Genomic DNA, 2,955 nt, shown 5'->3' with positions numbered 1-2,955 from the left:
CGGCCCTGGAGAAGCCCCAGGTGGAGGCGCGCTTCGTCTCCACCCTCGGCGAGCCGCTGCGCGTGCGCATCTCCGAGGTGTCGTCGGGCGAGGCCAGGCAGATCTACGTGCTGGCCGAGCGCGGCGCGGAGTCGATCCTCGCCGAGGTGGACAGCAACACCCTCACCGTTCTCGACCTGGGGGTGTCCGAGTTCAAGGACAAGAAGGTGCTCGCGTTCCAGGCCGAGTTGGTCCAGCACATCGTCATCCACTCCGCCCCGGGTGAGGCCATCAAGCTCACCAAGGACATGGAGACGAGCAAGTGGGAGGTGGTGGAGCCCATGCCCGCCAGGGCCCGTGAGTTCAAGGTAGCCTCGCTGCTGGGCTCGCTGGAGAAGCTGAAGGCCGCGGCCGTCGGGGAGTCCAACCCCAAGAGCTGGGCCAAGTACGGCATCGGCGTCACCTCGCGCGGCGTGTCGCTGCAGGACACCGACGGCAGGGAGCTGGCCCGGCTGTGGCTCGGCGGCGAGGTGAAGGGCAACCCCCAGCGCGTCTGGGCGCGCGGCGTGACCGGCGAGGTGCTCGAGCTGGACAAGTCCGTCGTCGACAACCTGCCCCTGGCCCTGGAGGACGTGATGGAGCGCGCGTCTTCCGCGAACCCCACCCCGTGAGCCCCCGCCTCACACCTCGAGCAGCATGAAGCGCTGGTCGGGGTGCATCTTCGTCATGAGCGGCATCGCCACGTTGTAGACGGGGATGCCGCTCTTCGTCTTCCCCTGGGGCGCGCCATGGTGCGCATGCCCGTGGAAGACGGCCTCCGCGCCGTAGTGGTCCACCGGCATCGCCAGGCGGCTCGTCCCGAGGAAGGGGCGGATCTCGATGTTCTCGCCCTCCAGCGTCTCCGGCACGGGCGAGTAGTGCATGATGACCACCTTCTTCGGCGTGTCGAGGTGGCTGAGCGCCGCTTCCAGCTTGAGCGACTCGTGCACCGCCTCCTGCACGAAGGACTTCGTCTGTCCCTCGCCAAAGGCCTGGAGCGTCGCGTTGCCGAAGCCGCCGCCAAAGCCCTTCACCCCGGCCACGCCCAGCACCTTCTCGAAGATGAAGTGGTCCCCGTCGAGGATGTGCACCCCCGCGCGTGCCAGCTCGCCGCAGATCTCCTTGGCCTGGTTGTGCTCGTAGTCGTGGTTGCCGAGCACCGCCGCCACCGGCACCCGCAGGGCCGACAGCTCCTCGGCGAGCACCTTGCCCTCCTCCACCATTCCGCGATCCGTCAAGTCCCCGCAGAGCAGCAGCATGTCCGCTTCGGCGTTGATCTGCTTGACGAGCTGGCGGAACCGTCCGTGCTGATCCTCACGGCAGTGGAGATCCCCGACCGCCGCCACTCGTATCTTCGAGCTCGCGTCCCTCGCCACGTGCCTCCCCCTTCTCTCGATCCCGCTCATCCCAGGAGCGTCCGTCGCCGTAGCCCCAGTGATGGATGTCCACCGTGTAGTTCACCCGCGAGATGAGGTTCCCGCGGCACAGCCGTTCGTCCCAGTTGCCTTCCTTGAGCGTGTCCAGCGTGCGCGACATGAGCTCCGTCATCAGCCACGTGGGCACCAGGTCTCGCTCGCATGGGTAGGCGAAGCGGAACATCATCAGGTGGCTGAGCAGCACCTCCCAGTACCGGTCGAAGCGCCGCAACAGCCGCTCCCAGTCCATCGTCGCCCCCATCTTGAGGATGAGGTGGTTGATGTCCGCGCCGTCGTACCGCTCGCGCTCGTTCACGAAGGCCTTGGACCAGATGGTCTCCTCGGCCGGCGAGATGAGGCATGGGTAGCCGAAGACGGAAGCCGTCCGCGCGTGGATGAACCACTCGTCATCCACCGTGGCCACGCCGTTGCCGGACGAGAAGATGAAGTCCACGAAGTACTCGCCCTTGTAGGCCTTGTAGAGCCACACCTCGTCGACACGCTCGGTGCGCCAGCCGTCGCGCTCCAGCACGATCAGCGCCCGCTCCGCGTCCTGCTTGCGCGGAAAGAGGTCGAGGTCCTTCGTGTCCCGATAGATGCCTGTATAGGTGGAGTAGGCGTAGGCGCCGCCGACCAGGAACGGCACACCCGCGTCGAGCAACACCTCGATCGCCCGGCCACGGGCGCTGATCTCGTCCGTCGTCCGGCACCTCTCGGCGAGTGAGGCGTCGATTCCCATCTCCCCGGGGTGGTTCGGGTGTCGCTTTTCCATGGGGCAAAGCTAGGGATGGGCCCTTTTCCCCGTCGGAGCCCCCGTCCGGTATGCCCGCTGAGCAGCCAGGGGACTTCCAAATGCCTGGAATGACTCGGGTTTCCCCAATCGTAAAAGCGACCTTTCTGTTTTCGACCCGAGCCGTGTCCTTACGGGCGAATGACCCGCGACGGCCCACGAGGGGCCGAGCGGAGTCACGCGAGAGGGACGAACAATGATGATCCGCAAGAGCCTGCTGTGTGCCGCCGTGATGCTCGTGGGCTGTGGCCGCATGGAGCGCGAGGAGCAGTTCCGGGCCGTGCTGCCCACCAAGGAGATGGTGGAGGTGAAGGCGCCGGCCGACCAGGGCCAGGGCCTGGAGGAGGACGGGGTGGGCGCGCAGTCCACGCAGGGCGGGCGCAGCGACATGTACACGCTGACCCGGGGCGCCACGGTGCTGGTCAACGGCGGCACGCTGGCGGTGCTCTCGCTGGTGGGCCGGGTGACGCAGCACCGGCCCACCACGGTGACCGAGGACACCGCCGTGTGGGGCCCGCACACCGAGGCCCTCTCCCCCAACACCTGGAAGCTCACCGTGAAGAGGACGGGGGAGCGGACCTACAGCTACACCGTCTCGGCCAAGGCGAAGGAGGCGGCGGACTCGGCCTTCGTGGACGTCATCAGCGGCACCCACACCGCCGCGGTGAACGAGGCCGACGAGCCGATGAAGGGCTTTGGCCAGGGTGAGTTCACCCTCGACTGGGACAAGGC

General features: G+C 67.4%; 3 protein-coding genes and 1 pseudogene. 2 read left to right on the top strand and 2 right to left on the bottom strand.

The genetic code is table 11. The features are described 5' to 3' along the window. The coding region (locus VF794_RS09190; RefSeq protein ID WP_331108840.1) for a DUF4340 domain-containing protein at positions 1–650 on the top strand (650 nt) is incomplete at its 5' end. A gap of 9 nt (positions 651–659) precedes the next feature. On the opposite strand, the gene VF794_RS09185 is transcribed toward VF794_RS09190, so the two are convergent. Then, positions 660–1,364 (bottom strand): metallophosphoesterase, encoded by a 705-nt coding sequence (locus tag VF794_RS09185; RefSeq protein WP_331108838.1) that lies wholly within the window; start codon positions 1,362–1,364, stop codon positions 660–662. Continuing rightward, complete coding sequence (locus tag VF794_RS09180; protein ID WP_414640892.1) at positions 1,333–2,205, bottom strand: hypothetical protein; 873 nt, start codon at positions 2,203–2,205, stop codon at positions 1,333–1,335. Before VF794_RS09180 ends, VF794_RS09185 begins: the two co-directional genes overlap by 32 nt. A 214-nt stretch (positions 2,206–2,419) precedes the next feature. Here VF794_RS09180 and VF794_RS09175 point away from each other — a divergent pair. Further along, positions 2,420–2,955: pseudogene (locus VF794_RS09175) on the top strand (hypothetical protein); the annotation flags it as partial.

This window comes from Archangium sp., from assembly GCF_036389735.1.
GTDB lineage: Bacteria > Myxococcota > Myxococcia > Myxococcales > Myxococcaceae > Archangium.
Note: the sequence above shows the minus strand (reverse complement) of the source record. Positions and strands in the feature narration are given on the sequence as shown.

What these genes read in the sequence shown, in the direction of transcription:
- VF794_RS09180 (WP_414640892.1), bottom strand. Translation starts at nt 2,205, where the DNA reads ATGGAAAAGCGACACCCGAACCACCCCGGGGAGATGGGAATCGACGCC.